Raw genomic sequence first — 15,515 nt, forward strand, 5'->3', positions numbered from 1 at the left:
GTTAAGCTGACACTTCACGCCAGCGTTTGACTTGGAAACGGACTTGTTCAGGCGCGGTGCCGCCCAAGTGGTTGCGCGCGTTTAAGCTGCCCTCGGGTGTCAGCACGCTGTAAACATCGTCGGCAATCAAATCGCTGAAACCTTGCAGGACTTCGAGCGGCAATTCGCTCAAATCGACGCCGGCTTCATCGGCGTGTCGCACGGCTTGGGCGACGACTTCGTGGGCATCGCGGAAGGGCATGCCTTTTTTCACCAAGTAGTCCGCCAAGTCGGTAGCCGTTGCAAAACCCTGCATGACGGCGGCACGCATATTGTCGGGTTTGACGGTTACGCCGCGCATCATGTCGGCGTAAATCCGCAGCGTGTCGATAAGCGTGTCGGCAGTGTCAAACAGCGGCTCTTTGTCTTCCTGATTGTCTTTGTTGTATGCCAAAGGTTGCGATTTCATCAGGGTAACCAAGCCGATAAGGTGTCCGATGACGCGGCCGGATTTGCCGCGCACGAGTTCGGGTACGTCGGGGTTTTTCTTTTGCGGCATGATGGACGAGCCGGTGCAGAAACGGTCGGCAATGTCGATAAAGCCGAAACGCGGGCTCATCCACAAAATCAATTCTTCAGACAGGCGGCTCAGGTGAACCATAACCAGCGAGGCGGCGGCGGTGAACTCGATGGCAAAATCGCGGTCGGATACGGCATCGAGCGAGTTTTGGCAGATTTGTTCAAAGCCAAGCAGTTCGGCGGTAATTTCGCGCCGAATCGGATAGGTCGTCCCCGCCAGTGCGGCTGCGCCGAGCGGCATACGGTTGACGCGGCGGCGGCAGTCAGCCATCCGTTCGTTATCGCGGCCGAGCATTTCGACGTAGGCGAGCATGTGGTGTCCGAAGCTGACAGGCTGGGCGACTTGCAGGTGGGTAAAGCCGGGCATGACGGTTTCGGCGTTTTGTTCCGCCAAATCCAGTAATGCCGTCTGAAGGTTTTGAATCAGGTTTTGGATAACGGTAATTTGATCGCGCAGCCACAGGCGGATGTCGGTAGCGACTTGGTCGTTGCGACTGCGACCGGTGTGCAGGCGTTTGCCCGCGTCGCCGATTTTGTCGGTCAGGCGGCGTTCGATGTTCATGTGGACATCTTCCAAATCGAGCGACCATTCGATTTTGCCGCTGCGGATTTCTTCAAGGATTTCCGCCATACCCCGGCGGATGTCCGCCAAATCGCCTTCGTCCAACACGCCGGTTTCTTTCAACATTTGCGCGTGGGCGAGCGAGCCTTGGATATCCCATTCGGCAAGGCGTTGGTCGAAACCGATGGAGGCGGTGTATTGTTTGACGAGTTCAGAAACGGGTTCGTTGAAACGTCCGGACCAGGTTTTGTCGTGCATAAGGATTCCTTGATGGGGTTATTCGGTACGGTATTTTTCCAAAAGGCGGCGGAAGGGTTCGCCGGTTTCGGGGTGTTTCAGGCCGTAGGCGACGGTGGCTTCGAGGTAGCCCAGTTTGCTGCCGCAGTCGTAGCGCGTGCCTTCAAAGGGGTGCGCTAAGACAAATTCGTGATCGAGCAGCTTGGCGATGCCGTCTGTAAGCTGGATTTCGTTGCCCGCGCCGCGCGGCAGGCCGGTTAAGAGGTCGAAAATGCGCGGGGTAAGGATGTAGCGTCCGACGACGGCAAGGTTGGAGGGCGCGTCTTCGGGCTTGGGTTTTTCGACAATGCCGGTAATGCGTTGGAACTGTTTGAGCTGTTCGGTTTCGACGATGCCGTATGAGCCGGTTTGCGACGGTTCGACGGTTTCTACGCCCAAAATGCTGTTGCCGCTGCGTTCGTACACTTCGACCATTTGTTTGAGCGCGCCTTTGGGGGCATCGATTAAGTCGTCAGCCAAAATCACGGCAAAGGGTTCGTCTCCGATGGCGGCGCGGGCGCACAAGACGGCGTGTCCCAAGCCCAGTGCTTCCGCCTGACGGATGTAGAGGCAGGTAATGTTCGGCGGCAGGATGTTGCGGACGTGTTCCAGAAGTTTGTCTTTATGGCGCATTTCCAACTCGGTTTCGAGTTCGTATGCCTTGTCGAAATGGTCTTCGATGCTGCGTTTGTTGCGTCCGGTTACAAACACCATTTCCGTGCAGCCGGCTTCCACGGCTTCTTCTACGGCGTATTGGATCAGCGGCTTGTCGACGATGGGCAGCATTTCTTTCGGGCTGGCCTTGGTGGCGGGCAGGAAGCGGGTTCCCATCCCTGCGACGGGGAAAACGGCTTTTTTTATCGGTTTCATTCTTTTTCCTTTGTATTGTTTTGATGTTTAAAGGGCGAGTTTGCGGATTAAATCGGCGAGTGCCTGCGCGCGGTGGCTTTCGCGGTTTTTGACCTCCGCATCCAATTCGGCGGCGGTTTTGCCGTGTTCGGGCAGGTAAAAATACGGGTCGTAACCGAAACCGTTTTCACCGGCGGGAACGCCGTTCCACTGCCCGTGCCATACGCCTTCGGCAATAATCGGGCGCGGGTCGTCTTTATGGCGGACAAAAACCAATACGCAGACATAAGAACAGCTTTTGTCGGCTTTGCCGGCAAGTTCGGCGGCAAGTTTCAGGTTGTTGGCGGTATCGGATTTGGGATTGCTGCCCGCGTAACGTGCGGAATGGATGCCCGGCGCGCCGTTTAAGGCGGCGGCACAGATGCCGCTGTCGTCGGCAAGCGCGGGCAGTCCGCTGTATTCGGCGGCATGGCGTGCTTTTGCCAGCGCGTTTTCGACAAAGGTGGGATAGGGCTCCGGACATTCGGGTATGCCGAATTCGGATTGCGGCAATACGGTAATGCCGTATGGTTCGAATAGGTTGCCGAATTCTTTGAGTTTACCTGCATTGCCGCTTGCCAAAACGATTTTTTCCGGTTTTTCAGACATAGCGGTTTTCCTGTGCGGCGGATTGGGCGGCGCGTAGGGATTTGTGCCGCAGGTAGAGGGCGAGTGCGCCGATTTGCCCGAACAGCGCGCCGAATGCGAAAAGAAAGGAGGCGATGGCGAAGGCTTTGCTGCCGACGGTCAGCAGATAAGCACCCAAGAGGACGAGCAGCATAAATGCCAGTGTGAAGAGGGCAACAGACAATAGATAGATTTTTCGGCGGTTCATGGCGTTCGGTCGGAAGCGGTATGTTCGGATTATATCCGATTGGGACGGTATTCCCTAGGGCTTGGAAAAATGCCGTCTGAAGCGGCGTTCAAACGGCAGGGAGGGCGTTATGCCTGTTTGTTCCAACGTTCGATGGATTCTTTGATGACTTTTTTCGCTTCTTCCACACCGCCCCAGGATTCGACTTTGGTCGTACCTGCTTTTTTCAGGTCTTTGTAGTGGTTGAAGTGGAACTCGATTTGTTTGATGAGCTGTTGCGGCAGGTCGGACAAAGTTTTGTAGGCGTTGCCGTTGTTGCGGTCGTCGGCAGGTACGCAGACGATTTTGTCGTCCACTTCGCCGTCATCGACGAATTTCATCACGCCGATAACGCGCGCTTCCAAGAATACGCCGGTTGCCAGAGGCTGTTCGGTAACGAGCAATACGTCCAATTCGTCACCGTCTTCGTCTAATGTTTGGGGAATGAAGCCGTAGTTGGTCGGTTTGGCGAAGATGGCGGGTTCGACGCGGTCGAGTTGGAATGCGGCGAGTTTGCGGTTCCACTCGATTTTGTGGTTGCTGCCGGCGGGGATTTCGTTGACAACGTTGATGATGCCGCCGTCCACGTCGCCGGGGGTCAGGATTTGGTTGAAGTCTGCCATTTGGTTTCCTTTATTTGGGAAAGTTTGAAGTTTGAAAGTATAGCACAAACGTCCGGCTGAAAATGCGCCCGATGCCGTCTGAAAGGGTGTCCGGGCGCGTGTTACCGTTTGCCCAAAAACCTGCCCAGTTCCAGAATCGCGCGCCTGTTGGACGGGGAAAACACTTTTTCCGCCGCTTCTTCCAAGCCGAACCAGCCGTAGGAGACGTGTTCCTCGGGTTGCAGGACGACGGGCGTATCACGCGGGATTTCGGCCCAGAAGACGTGTTCGCGGTTTTCAAACACGCCTTTGGGGTAGCGGTGCCGCCAGTGGTGGTAGATTTCGTAAACCGTGCTGTCGTGCCGGTCTTGGAGCTGCCCGTCCGCCAGCAGGATGCCGGTTTCTTCCCAAACTTCGCGCCTTGCCGTTTGTGCGACGGTTTCGCCCGGTTCGAGGCTGCCGGTTACCGACTGCCAAAACCCTTGCGGATGCGTGCGTTCGATGAGGAGGATACTGCCGTCCCCGTCATGGAGTACGACCAGTGCGGAGACGGGGTATTTGAGCGGTTTTGCCATCGGCATCTTTCGGCGGGCTGAGGTAATGAAGGGGCGGATTATAGCAAACGCCGCACGTTATGGCGTTTATCCTTTTCCGCATCCTTTCCCGCCCGGGCGGGACGCGCCGGTGTTTGCCGGTAAATTTTCCGTTGTGTCAAAAAGATAAGGTCGGTTGTGATTTTAATGCTTGCCAAAGCGTCGGGCGGAAACTATAATCCGAAACTTATCGAGTCGGAGTGTGGCGCAGTCTGGTAGCGCACTTGCATGGGGTGCAAGGGGTCGAAGGTTCGAATCCTTTCACTCCGACCAAAAAAACATAAGGCAGCCGTTTTTGAAACGGCTGCTTTTTTGTCTGTATAAAGAAAGGTCGTTTGAAACCGTATTTATTGTTTAAGACAACCTCTTAGCTCAAACTTTGAGAACCGCATGCGTGCGTTCCGCACACATGCTGCTTGTTGAGTTTAGGTTTCATATGGGCTATGGCTTGCTAGTTGCACAGGCTGTGCTTGTTAATACTTATTCATTAGCTATTTTGGAATACATATGCTCCACAGACTTGGGTGATAGTGGTGCTTTACACTCGGTGCAATAATCTTTATTAAATGGGGAAATTCCTCTTGAATAAGTTAAATTATTAGCATCAATCTCAAATGATTTGCCATTAAATTTTTGAAAAGAATGGCAATATGGACATATGCCGGCAATCGGAATATAAATAATACAAAAAAGTAATCCAACAACCCAATATAACGAGAATGGGAAAATAAAACAGGGTTAGATTTTAATCATTTTATAGGTGGTGATATCAATAAGAAAGGCACAGTAACAGGAGGGCATAGTCTAACCCGTGGTGATGTACGGGTGATACAACAAACCTCGGCACCTGATAAACATGGGGTTTATCAAGCGACAGTGGAAATTAAAAAGCCTGATGGAAGTTGGGAAATGAAAAAAGGAAGGGGCGGAAAACCTATGACAAATCATTCTATGTTCCCAAAAGATTGGGATGAGGCTAGAATTAGGGCTGAAGTTACTTCGGCTTGGGAGAAAAGAAAGGAATTAGAAGGTCAAAAATGGAGAGGTACAAGTAAATCTGGTGTTGAAATAGAAGGATTTACGGAACCTAATCGAACAGCTTATCCACTTTATAATAGTAAATGAAGTATTGATTAAAAAGGTGTTTTTAAATGTATAAAATAAAATGTTTTTATGATCAGTTTAGTTCTGGTGAATTATTTAACTACTGCCAGTTTTTAGATAATTCTTCTAATCAAAAGATAAATACACGAGGAACAGTGTATCAATATATTATTTATGTTTTAACAGGAGACCTTTATCTACAAAAAGACATAGATGAAAATTTAGAATTTATCCATCAAGCAGAAAATAATCCCAATGAAGTTTATTCAGGAGGTGGACAAGGTTTTTGCTGGGATATTTCTGCTGAAAAAGTAGTTTTCTATCACAACGAATTTGATGAAGAAGACGGCTGGCCTGATTTAAGCTGTTCGCTGCATACTTTTAAAACTGCTTTAATTGCTTGGAATGCTTTTTTGCAATTGCCTAAAAGTATTCATTCGGTGGTGGAGACTGTGATTGAGGAATAAGCATAATTAGCTTATAGTAAATATAATAAAAAAAAATATCTTTCTTTAAGAAATTATTGTTTGTAACAATTTCTTGGAGGGTTGCCGCACCAGATATACAGGCTACGGAAATAAAAAAAATCTTAGGAATTAACATTCTTTTTTGAAATTTTTTTGCAATATACATTGCTTTTTCTTTGTCATCTAATTTTCTCATATCTCTTACTTCTTCCATTCCAAATCCAAATATCCCATTTCAACATACCACTTATTTCTACATGTACAAACTTTCTTGAAATGCCGTCTGAAAAGTTTTCAGACGGCATTTTTTATTTCTTCCAGTAGGCGGGAGTGAAGAGGATGAAGACGGTGAAGATTTCCAGCCTGCCCAAGAGCATTGCGGTAACGCAGATCCATTTCTGCATCACGTCCAAACCGGCGTAATTGCCGGTGGGTCCGACTTCGCCCAGGCCGGGGCCGGCGTTGGTAATGCAGGCGATGACGGCGGTGAAGGCGGTGGTAAATTCCATACCGCTCGCCATCAGCAGGAAGCTGAAGAGGACGACGGTCATAAAGTAGATGAAGATGAAGGACATAACGGTCAGCGCGAGGCGGTCGGGTATGGCCTTGCCGCTGATTTTGACGGTGCGGACGGCTTTGGGGTGCAGCAGCACCATCATTTCGCGCAGGCTGAATTTGAACAGGACGAGGGCGCGTATGGTTTTGATGCCGCCGCCGGTCGAGCCGGAGTTGGCGAGGATGTTGGCGAGGAAAAACATCCATAGGGAAATCAGGAGCGGCCATTGTGCGAAGTCGGTGTTGGCCAGCCCGTTTGCCAGTCCGATGGAGACGAAGTTGAAGGCGGTGTAGCGCAGGGATTCGATGAAGCCGGCGTAATGGCCGGTGTGCCACAGGTACAGGGCGGCGGCAAGGATGCTGCCGGAGAGCAGCAGCAGCATTGTCCGGCATTCTTCGTCTTTCCAATAGGTTTTGAGGCTGCGGCTGTTGAGGGCGGCGAAATGGCTGGCAAAATTGATGCCGCCGAAAATAGTGAAAACGATAATGACTGCTTCGATGAGGGGGGAGTTGTAATAAGCTATGCTGGCATCGTGGGTGGAAAACCCGCCCAGCGAGAGGGTCGCCATTGCGTGACAGACGGCATCGAACCAGCCCATCCCGGCAAAATGCAGGCAGGCTGTCGCAAGGATGGTAATCAGGGTGTAGCCGAACCAGAGTTTTTTCGCCACTTGGGAAATGCGCGGCGACATTTTGCTTTCTTTGTCAATGCCGGGGATTTCGGCTTTGAATAATTGCGTGCCGCCTACGCCGAGCATAGGCAGGATGGCGACGGCAAGGACGATGATGCCCATCCCGCCCAGCCAGTTGAGCATATGCCGCCAAAAGTTGACGGAGGGGGCGAGTCCGTCGACGTGGGAGATGACGGTTGCGCCGGTGGTGGTCAGTCCCGACATCGATTCAAAAAATGCGTCGGTAAAGCCCATATTCGGGAAATACAGGTACATCGGCATCGCAGCCATAGCGGCAAACGCCAGCCACAACATCAGGACGAGGGTGAAGCCGTCGCGCGGGCGCAGTTCGCGCCTGAACCGGAGGGTGGCGAGCCGGACGATGCACGAGCCGGAAAGGGTAACGGTCGCGGTGGTGGCGAAGGCGGTGTACGCGCCGTCCGAAAAGGCGTAGGAGAGGGCGGCGGGTATCAGCAGGATAAAGGAAAACAGCATACCCAGTCGGGAGAGGACGTGGGCGATGGGCAGGATTTTGTGCATAGTGGGGCGGTCCGTTATTTTGCGAAGCTTTTCCAGTCTATGCCGCCGGCGGCTTGGACTTGGGTAATTTCTTCCGTTTCGAGGTTGACGGCGGTCAGCTGTCCGCCCCACAGCGCGCCGGTGTCCAGCGAGATGACGTTGTCGGCATTCGTGTAGCCCAAGGAAGACCAGTGTCCGAAGATGATGGTGTGGTCGAGGTTTTGCCGGTCGGGGGCTTTGAACCACGGGCGCAGGTAAAGCGGCATTTTTTTCACTGTGGATTTGTAGTCGAAATCCAGTTCGTTTTTAAAGGTCAGGGCGCGCATCCGCGTGAAGGCGTTGACGATGAAGCGCAGGCGGGCATAGCCTTCCAAACCTTCGTCCCACGCGGCCGGTTTGTTGCCGTACATTTTGGAGAAGAATTTGACGTATTTTTTGCCGCGCAGTTCGGCTTCGGCTTCTCCGGCGAGCGATTCGGCTTTGGTTATGCGCCATTGCGGCAGGATGCCTGCGTGTACCATCACGCGGCCGCCCTCGCGTATCAACAGCGGTTGCGCACGCAGCCAGTCGAGCATTTTTTTCCCGTCGGTGTGTTTGAGTATGGGTTCGATTGTGTCGCTGCGTTTGGGTGCGCCTTCGCCGCAGCCGACGGCGAGCAGGTGCAGGTCGTGGTTGCCGAGGACGATTTGCACGCTGTTTTCGTGCCGGATGCAGAATTGCAGCGTTTCGAGGGATTTTGGGCCGCGGTTGACGATGTCGCCCGTCAGCCAGAGGGTGTCTGTACCGTGGTTGAAGCCGATTTTGCCGAGCAGCGCGGTCAGTTCGTCGAAACAGCCTTGGATGTCGCCGATTGCGTAATGTGCCATTGCGGGTGTTGTGAAGTGGGAAAGTGTTGCGGTTCAGACGGCACGGTTGGAAATCTTATGCCGTCCGAACGTGGAATTATGCGTTCAAAACGAGGACGGCTTCGGCTTCGACCTGCACGCCTTTGGGCAGCGAGGCAACGCCGACGGCGGCGCGGGCGGGGAACGGCTCGGCGATAAATTCCGCCATCACTTCGTTGAAGACGGCGAAGTTGCCCAAGTCGGTCAGGTAGGCGTTGAGTTTGACGATGTCGTCCAGCGAACCGCCTGCCGCTTCGGCGACGGCCTGCAGGTTTTTAAAGACCTGGCGCGCTTCGGCGCGGAAATCGCCGTTGCCGACGACGGTCATGGTGGCGGGATCGAGTGGGATTTGACCGCTCATGTAAACGGTGTCGCCCGCGCGAACGGCTTGGCTGTACGCGCCGATGGCGGCAGGGGCTTTGTCGGTATGGATGACGGTTTTGGACATTTCGGATTCCTTAAAAAATAGGGCGGCAGAAGCCGCAGCGTTCGGGATTATCGTACAAAACCGTCTGCTTGTGTAGTTTCAGACGGCATAGATGTTGAAAACAAAAACCGCCGAAAGGCTCGGCGGTTTGCGGAATAAGGCGTATATCAGAATTTGACGCGCACACCGGCGGACAGTTCGCCGGAACGGACGTTTTTGACAGTGTTGACTTTGCCGATGTAGTTGTAGCGGTAGCCGGCATCCAAATCGACATTCGGGGTAACGGCATAGCTTACGCCCGCCAATACGCCGAGGCCGGTGGAGGTTTGGCTGAAGCTGTCGCTGCCGCCCAAGTCGACGGAGGCGCGGTTGAGGCTCAAGCGCGCGCCCAGATACGGTTTGACGGGTGATTGGGTGTCGAAGTCGTAAATGGCGGACGCGCCGATGCTGTAAAGTTTGACATCGGTGGATGTGGCTTTATAGTTTTTGTAGCGCGTGTAATCGACGGCGAAGCGGAGGTCGTTGATGCGGTAGCCTGCGGAGATGCGCGGGCTGAAGCCTTTGGCAGAACCTAAAGAGCTTGAGGCTTTGGCGTGTGCGGCATCGGCTTGGACGTAAAAGCCGGATGCGCCTTCTGCCAGTGCGGCGGCCGGGAGTGCGAGGGCAATCAGTGCGGCAAGTGCTTTTTTCATATTTTGGTTCCTTTATGGTTAGGGAGAAAAATTGTTAAGAATCCGTTAAAGAATCCTGCCGTATTATACTGAAATTTTCTTTTTGCATAGTAATATTTTCAATGCCTCAAGATACGCGGCGGCATCCGGCTGCTCTGCCGACGGCAAAGCCGTTAACCCGCGCGTTGCCCTTAAACGGCGGCATCATGCGGCGGACGGGTGAAACTTGCAAACGGTTTGGAAAAAACCGCAAAGGCGCGGCGGCGGTATCTGTCGGATTGTTGCAGGCGCAGGCGTACGGTTTTTTGTGTGCGGCGTTGCCTTAAGCGTCGGACATTTCCGGCGGCGGTTGTGCCGTCTGAAACGCCCGGCGGGGGATGCGGCTGCGTTTTCCATCGATAAGCATATTTGCCGGCCGCGTTCGGGGCGGGTTTTGCCCGGGCGGCCGCCGATTTGTTTGCGCTTAGTATAGTGGATTAACAAAAATCAGGACAAGGCAACGAAGCCGCAGACAGTACAAATAGTACGGAACCGATTCACTTGGTGCTTCAGCACCTTAGAGAATCGTTCTCTTTGAGCTAAGGCGAGGCAACGCCGTACTGGTTTTTGTTAATCCACTATAAAAAACATTGCAACAAATCGTTTAAAAACAACCGTCCCTGCTCGGTCGGGCGGAACACGGTCGGGTCGGTTTCCAGCAGGCCTTTTTGCCTTGCCGTTTCGATTTGCACCATGATTTTGGCGGCGGGTACGCCCGTGCGCTCCTGCAACATCGCGGCGGGTACGCCGTCGGTCAGGCGCAGGACGTTCATCATGAATTCGAACGGCAAATCTTCGGCGGCGACGGTTTTGCGTTCGACGGCTTCGCTCGGTCGGTTTTGCATTAAGGCGAGGTAGTCGTTGGGATGGCGGCGGCGGACGGTGCGCTCGATGCGGTCGGGGTAGGAAATTTTACCGTGCGCGCCCGCGCCGATGCCCAAATAATCGCCGAACTGCCAGTAGTTTAAATTGTGGCGGCACTGCATGGCGGGTTTTGCAAAAGCCGATGTTTCGTAGTGGATAAAACCCGCGCCTTCCAGCGCGCCGTGTACCGCGTCTTCGATGTCCAATGCGGCTTCGTCTTGCGGCAAACCTTTCGGCGGCGTATGACCGAAGGGCGTGTTCGGCTCCATCGTCAGATGATACGCGCTGATGTGGGTCGCGCCCGTAGCGATAGCGGTTTGTACGTCGTCCAATGCCGTCTGAACAGTCTGGTTCGGCAGGGCATACATCAAGTCAATATTGACTTTATCAAATAATTTCAGGGCAGTATCGATAGCGGTTAAGGCTTCTTTACCGTTGTGGACGCGCCCCAGCCTTGAGAGCATATCGTCGTTGAAACTCTGCACGCCAATAGAAAGCCGCGTAATACCTGCGTCTTTAAATCCTTGAAACTTCTCGATTTCAAACGTACCCGGATTGGCTTCCAAGGTAATTTCCGCTTCCGGCTGCAAGCGCAACAGCGAACGCACGCCGCTCAACAAACGGTCAATCGATTCCGCCTGAAACAGGCTGGGCGTACCGCCGCCGAAAAATACCGTTTCCACCGGCCTGCCCCAAATATTGGGCAATTCAAGCTGCAAGTCGGTCAGCAGCGCGTCGATATAGGCGGCTTCGGGCAATCCGTTTTTCAGGCTGTGGGAATTGAAGTCGCAATACGGGCATTTTTTGATGCACCACGGGATGTGGATGTAGAGCGACAGGGGCGGCAGGGCGGTGAGCCGGGTGCGGTTTGGAAAGGAAATGGTGTGCATGGTGTGGTTCGGAAAAGTGGACAATGCCGTCTGAAGGCGGTTCAGACGGCATGGGTTCAGCCGAGCAGGGTAAGCAGGTCGGCTTCGCTGAGGACGGAAACGCCCAAGGCATTGGCTTTTTCCAGCTTGCTGCCCGCAGCTTCTCCGGCGACGACGTAGTCGGTTTTTTTGGAAACGCTGCCGGAAACTTTGCCGCCTGCGGCTTCGATTAGGGCTTGGGCTTGTTCACGTTTAAGCGTGGGCAGCGTGCCGGTTAACACGAAGGTTTTGCCTGCTACGGCTTCGTTGATGCCGTCCCACGGGGAGGCTGCGCACTCTGAAACCGTTGCTTCTTGGTTTTCAGACGGCATTTGCGCGAAGAAGGTTTTTAGGTTTTCGAGCAGGGCGGCGTTTTGCGCTTTGCCGCGCCATGCCTGCCAGTCGGCAGGGAGGGCTTTGTCGTTTTGCAGGCCTTCTATGTTTTTGCCGGCGAGTTCCCATAAGGCTTGGGCTTTGTTTTCGCTGATTTTGAAACTGGGCAGGCGGGCGATCCAGCGTTGCGGTTCGGCATATTGTGCGGCAGGCAGGCTGACGGCTTGGGCTTGCGGGGTAACGCCTGCGGCGAGCAGCTCGTCTATCATCGCCTGCTGTTCGGCTTGGGCGAAGAAGTGGGTGATGGAGTGGGCGACGACGGTGCCGATGTCGGGCAGGCAGGCAAGGATGGGTTCGGGTGTGCGGCGGACGTGTTCCAACGTGCCGAATGCCTGCGCCAGCGTTTTGGCGGTGCGTTCGCCGACGTGGCGGATGCCGAGCGCGAACAGGAAGCGGGCGAGTTCGGGTGTTTTGCTGGCTTCTATGCCTGCGAGGATGTTTTCCGCCCACTTGGTCGGCTGTTTTTTGCCGTTTTGGGTGTTGCGTTCAGACAGGTCGCCTGAAACCGTTTCTGTGTCGCCGTCTTCGTTTTCAGACGATGCTTTATCTGCCGTTTCCTTCATTTTTTGCAGGGTCGGAATATCGAGGCGGTAGAGGTCGGCGAAGTGGCGGACGAGGTCTTGGGCGACAAGCTGTTCGATTTGTTTTTCACCCAAGCCGTCGATGTCCATGGCTTTGCGCGAGGCGAAGTGGATTAAGCCTTGCGCGCGTTGCGCCTGACAAAGCATGCCGCCGCTGCATCGGGCGACGGCTTCGCCTTCTTCGCGTTCGATTTCGCTGCGGCAGATGGGGCAGTGGGTCGGCAGGCGGTAGGGCTTGTTGAGCGGAACGGATTGGGTTTGCTTGGCGGACGGTGTTTCGGCAAACAGGTCGTCTTGTTGGTATTTGATGCCGTCTGAAAGTCCCGTAACGGCGGTTTCCTGCATCGGGCGGCGTTCGAAAATCACGCGCACGACTTCGGGAATCACGTCTCCGGCGCGGCGCACGACGACGGTATCGCCGACGCGCACGTCTTTGCGCGATACTTCGTCCTGATTGTGCAGGGTGGCGTTGGTTACGGTTACGCCGCCGACGAATACGGGTTGTAGGCGGGCGACGGGGGTAACCGCGCCGGTGCGCCCGATTTGTACGTCTATGGCTTCGACGATGGTCAGGGCTTCTTCGGCGGGGAATTTGTGGGCAATCGCCCAGCGCGGCGCACGGGAGATGAAGCCGAGTTCGCGCTGTTGTGCCAAGCTGTTGACTTTGACGACCATGCCGTCGATTTCGTAGGGCAGGGAGGGGCGTTTTTGTTGCATTTGTTCGTAAAACGCCAATACTTCGTCGATATTTTTGAAACAGCCGAAATTGCCGTCGGGCAGGCTGAAGCCGAGTTCTTGGAAATAGGTGAGTTCTTGGATGTGTTCTTCCGCGACGAAACCGCCTTGCTGACGGGCGATGGAGTAGGGGAAGAAATGTAGTTTGCGTTGCGCGGTGATGCGCGAATCGAGTTGGCGCAGGCTGCCGGCGGCGGCGTTGCGCGGGTTGGCAAAGGGTTTTTGCCCGTTTTCGGCTTGACGTTGGTTTAAAGCGGCAAAATCGGCTTTGAGCATCAGCACTTCGCCGCGCACTTCGATGAGTTCGGGCGCGTTTTCGCCGTGCAGCCGAAGGGGGATGTTGGCGACGGTTTTGACGTTTTGGGTAACGTCTTCGCCCGTCGCGCCGTCGCCGCGCGTTGCTGCTTGAATCAATACGCCGTCGCGGTAGAGCAGGCTGATGGCGAGTCCGTCGAATTTGGGTTCGATAACGTATTCGGGATGGCTGCCGTTCAAACCGTCGTGCACGCGTTGGTCGAAAGCGTACATTTCGGCATGGTCGAACACGCCGTTTTCATCTTGCGGGGAGAAGGCGTTGGTCAGCGACAGCATCGGCACTTCGTGGCGTACTTCGGCAAAGCCTGCCAAAGGTTCGCCGCCGACGCGCTGGGTCGGGCTGTCGGGCAGTTTGAGTTCGGGATGGTTCAGCTCCAATGCTTCGAGTTCGCGGAATAATTTGTCGTATTCGGCATCGGGTACGCCGGGTGCGTCGAGGGTGTAGTATTCGTAGGCGTAGCGGTTGAGCAGGTCGGTGAGGCGGCGGATGTGTTGTGCGGTCGGATTCATGGCGGATAGGTTTTCAGACGGCATTTTTAAAGATGCCGTCTGAACGGGAAACAGGTTGGAAACGGTCAGATTTTACCTGAAAACAAAAGGCGGATACACCGTTGCCGATGCATCCGCCTTTGAGGTTTCGGATTTATGAGAACAGGCGCAATGCGGTTTTGCCGCCCGGTTCGATACCGACTTTGAGCATCTCGGACTGACGCGCCAATACATAAGTGCGTACGTCTTTGAGCCATTGGGTCGAAACTTCTTCCATTTTGTCGTTGACCAGATTCAGGTTCAACTGGCCGGACAGGCGCACCGCCAAATCCATAAAGAGGTCGTCGAAGGTTTTTTCGCCTGCCGGAGAGTGCGGGATGTCGAGCAGCATACTGAAGCCTTTGTAGGACTGGTTGTCCAAAAGGGCGTTGGTAAACGGCTCGTTGTTGAGCGTGCAGATGGAGAACATGGTCGAACCCGACGTGTCGGTATAGTGGAACGCGCCGTCGTCTTCCAAGACGAAACCTACGCCCGTTACGGCGGAACGCAGTTCTACGCCGCTGATGCTGGTCGGGGAAACCAAATGGATGGCAATGGTCTGGTCGACGCGCGCGCAGAATGCGTCCAGTGCGGAAGCCACTTCGATAAAGGCGGCGATGTCGGTGTGCAGCGTCTGACCGCCCATGCTTTGTGCGAATGCGTCCACCTGGCGGTTGAATGCGGAGAGTTCTTCCTGCGAGGCAAGTCCGTTGCGGCTGACTGCCTGAATACCCACGATAAATGCCTGATAGCGGATGCCCGGGATGGGTTCGGCAATCTGGAAATGGTCGTCCATGGTGCAGCCGACAATCTGGTAGCGGCAGCGGTTGGAAAGGCGCGGCAGTGCGTGCAGTTCTTTGGCTTCGGTCAGCGCGATATAGGAGATGAAATCGAAGCGCACGTCAAACCACGGCAGTTCGACTTTTGACAATTCTTGGAGCGTAATCAGCGGTTTTACCGGCGTTTGCGGAACGGGAACGGGTTTTGCCGGCGCGTCGGCAGGTTTCGGTGCGGAATGTCTGGTTTGGGGTTCGGAAACGGTGTGGGCGGAGTTGCCGATAATGCCGCTTTCTTCCAAGACGGTTTCGATTTCGGTTTTGAACGGGGAGGCTTTTGTCTGTTTCTGCTTGGCAATGTAGACGGCATCCTGTTCTTGCAGGTTGCGCATGGCGGGGTCTTGGGGTTTTGCCGTTTTTCTGACCGCCGGTTGGGGTTTCGGCATCATGACCGGCCCGCCGGACGGTTTGCCGTCGCGGACATGGCTGGTTTTGCTGTTGAGCAGGGCATCTTTGTCGGAGTGTCCGAACTGGTCGCGTACTTTTTTGCGGTATTGGTTTTCCTGATACATGTTGTAGGCGACAACGGCGAGGACGGCGGCGAGGAACAGTACGATGTAAATCATGGCAATCACTTTAAATTTCGGGATGCAGGATGCGCGAAGTGCGGGTACTGCGGTTAAATCGGGCTTGCGTTTCCGGCAGTCTGACGGAACGGCCGGTTATAACGTTTGAATTATAACGAA

General features: G+C 54.4%; 15 protein-coding genes, 1 tRNA gene and 1 pseudogene. 3 read left to right on the forward strand and 14 right to left on the reverse strand.

Going from position 1 to position 15,515, the window contains the following annotated elements; translation table 11 throughout:
* Window position 1 precedes the first annotated feature (1 nt).
* The 6 genes from argH to nudB form a co-directional block, all read right to left on the reverse strand.
* Entirely contained in the window at window positions 2-1,378 is a 1,377-nt protein-coding gene (gene argH / locus Q9J80_RS00270; protein WP_301673493.1) for an argininosuccinate lyase, read from the reverse strand.
* Between the two features lie 18 nt (window positions 1,379-1,396).
* Entirely contained in the window at window positions 1,397-2,266 is an 870-nt protein-coding gene (gene galU / locus Q9J80_RS00275; protein ID WP_002217750.1) for a UTP--glucose-1-phosphate uridylyltransferase GalU, read from the reverse strand.
* 27 nt (window positions 2,267-2,293) lie between these two features.
* The gene (gene rdgB / locus Q9J80_RS00280) at window positions 2,294-2,893 is read right to left on the reverse strand and encodes an RdgB/HAM1 family non-canonical purine NTP pyrophosphatase (RefSeq protein ID WP_002248260.1); all 600 of its coding nucleotides are present in this window, start codon (window positions 2,891-2,893) and stop codon (window positions 2,294-2,296) included.
* Window positions 2,886-3,119: an NGO_0222 family membrane protein gene (locus Q9J80_RS00285; protein WP_002248261.1), complete on the reverse strand. Its 234-nt coding sequence runs from the start codon at window positions 3,117-3,119 to the stop codon at window positions 2,886-2,888. Before Q9J80_RS00285 ends, rdgB begins: the two co-directional genes overlap by 8 nt.
* Window positions 3,120-3,226: 107 nt before the next feature.
* Window positions 3,227-3,760 carry an inorganic diphosphatase gene (locus tag Q9J80_RS00290; protein ID WP_002248262.1) on the reverse strand — a complete coding sequence of 178 codons (534 nt, stop codon included), beginning with the start codon at window positions 3,758-3,760 and terminating at the stop codon, window positions 3,227-3,229.
* Window positions 3,761-3,861: 101 nt separating this feature from the next.
* Complete coding sequence (gene nudB / locus Q9J80_RS00295) at window positions 3,862-4,320, reverse strand: dihydroneopterin triphosphate diphosphatase (RefSeq protein WP_002248263.1); 459 nt, start codon at window positions 4,318-4,320, stop codon at window positions 3,862-3,864.
* A gap of 208 nt (window positions 4,321-4,528) precedes the next feature.
* On the opposite strand from nudB, the gene Q9J80_RS00300 reads away from it, so the two are divergent.
* The 3 genes and pseudogenes from Q9J80_RS00300 to mafI all read left to right on the forward strand — a co-directional run bounded on the left by Q9J80_RS00300 (window position 4,529) and on the right by mafI (window position 5,903).
* Window positions 4,529-4,605: transfer RNA gene (locus tag Q9J80_RS00300), tRNA-Pro, on the forward strand.
* Window positions 4,606-5,046: 441 nt separating this feature from the next.
* Window positions 5,047-5,457: pseudogene (locus tag Q9J80_RS00305) on the forward strand (EndoU domain-containing protein); the annotation flags it as partial.
* A gap of 26 nt (window positions 5,458-5,483) precedes the next feature.
* Window positions 5,484-5,903 (forward strand): protein MafI, encoded by a 420-nt coding sequence (gene mafI, locus Q9J80_RS00310; protein ID WP_002214231.1) that lies wholly within the window; start codon window positions 5,484-5,486, stop codon window positions 5,901-5,903.
* Between the two features lie 179 nt (window positions 5,904-6,082).
* On the opposite strand, the gene Q9J80_RS00315 is transcribed toward mafI, so the two are convergent.
* The 8 genes from Q9J80_RS00315 to Q9J80_RS00350 all read right to left on the reverse strand — a co-directional run bounded on the left by Q9J80_RS00315 (window position 6,083) and on the right by Q9J80_RS00350 (window position 15,395).
* Entirely contained in the window at window positions 6,083-6,208 is a 126-nt protein-coding gene (locus tag Q9J80_RS00315; RefSeq protein ID WP_301668351.1) for a hypothetical protein, read from the reverse strand.
* A 3-nt stretch (window positions 6,209-6,211) separates the two neighbouring features.
* Entirely contained in the window at window positions 6,212-7,669 is a 1,458-nt protein-coding gene (locus Q9J80_RS00320; RefSeq protein ID WP_301673494.1) for a TrkH family potassium uptake protein, read from the reverse strand.
* A gap of 14 nt (window positions 7,670-7,683) precedes the next feature.
* The gene (locus Q9J80_RS00325) at window positions 7,684-8,514 is read right to left on the reverse strand and encodes a symmetrical bis(5'-nucleosyl)-tetraphosphatase (RefSeq protein ID WP_301673495.1); all 831 of its coding nucleotides are present in this window, start codon (window positions 8,512-8,514) and stop codon (window positions 7,684-7,686) included.
* A gap of 76 nt (window positions 8,515-8,590) precedes the next feature.
* Window positions 8,591-8,980 carry a RidA family protein gene (locus Q9J80_RS00330; protein WP_301673496.1) on the reverse strand — a complete coding sequence of 130 codons (390 nt, stop codon included), beginning with the start codon at window positions 8,978-8,980 and terminating at the stop codon, window positions 8,591-8,593.
* Window positions 8,981-9,126: 146 nt separating this feature from the next.
* A complete protein-coding gene (gene nspA / locus Q9J80_RS00335; protein ID WP_301673497.1) occupies window positions 9,127-9,651 on the reverse strand; it encodes an outer membrane beta-barrel protein NspA in 525 nt (174 codons plus the stop codon).
* A 596-nt stretch (window positions 9,652-10,247) separates the two neighbouring features.
* A complete protein-coding gene (gene hemW, locus Q9J80_RS00340) occupies window positions 10,248-11,423 on the reverse strand; it encodes a radical SAM family heme chaperone HemW (RefSeq protein ID WP_301673498.1) in 1,176 nt (391 codons plus the stop codon).
* A gap of 56 nt (window positions 11,424-11,479) precedes the next feature.
* On the reverse strand, window positions 11,480-13,975 hold the full coding sequence (gene ligA, locus Q9J80_RS00345) for an NAD-dependent DNA ligase LigA (RefSeq protein ID WP_301673743.1): 2,496 nt from the start codon (window positions 13,973-13,975) through the stop codon (window positions 11,480-11,482).
* Window positions 13,976-14,108: 133 nt separating this feature from the next.
* Entirely contained in the window at window positions 14,109-15,395 is a 1,287-nt protein-coding gene (locus Q9J80_RS00350; RefSeq protein WP_304671334.1) for a cell division protein ZipA C-terminal FtsZ-binding domain-containing protein, read from the reverse strand.
* Window positions 15,396-15,515 lie beyond the last annotated feature (120 nt).

Source organism: Neisseria blantyrii (genome assembly GCF_962747855.1).
Lineage (GTDB): Bacteria > Pseudomonadota > Gammaproteobacteria > Burkholderiales > Neisseriaceae > Neisseria > Neisseria viridiae.